At 48.5% G+C, this 334-nt stretch carries 1 protein-coding gene; it reads right to left on the reverse strand.

The window, feature by feature from the left end; all coding sequences use genetic code 11:
- A partial coding sequence (locus tag QMF38_RS14880) for a transposase (protein WP_390854578.1) occupies positions 1 to 312 on the reverse strand: 312 nt, incomplete at its 3' end.
- Positions 313 to 334: the final 22 nt, after the last annotated feature.

The following is a 334-nucleotide window of genomic DNA, read 5'->3' on the forward strand; positions in this document are numbered from 1 at the left end:
ACTTGACAGACGTTCCCTTGTCATTTGTTTGTATCTTTGGAGCTCGCGACTTACGCCGATTTGTCGATTACCCAACCCTTTTGTGCACCGAGCTCGTATCGGGCATGTTCCACAGGTGTCACATCTGTAATATCCTTTCTTCACTCGGTATCCAGTCTCAGTCTTCTCGTATCCTTCGTATCGAAAGGTCAATCGTTGGCCCGCTGCACAGATGTACTCATCTCGTTCTTCGTCGTATTCCCAGTTCTCATACCGACTGATGTCTGCTTTCCACCGCTTCGTCCGCTCCTTGTGATAGGTGTTGTATTTCACGTACGCAGTGATTTGCTGTTGC

The sequence above is a fragment of the Alicyclobacillus hesperidum subsp. aegles genome (assembly GCF_027923525.1).
GTDB lineage: Bacteria > Bacillota > Bacilli > Alicyclobacillales > Alicyclobacillaceae > Alicyclobacillus > Alicyclobacillus aegles.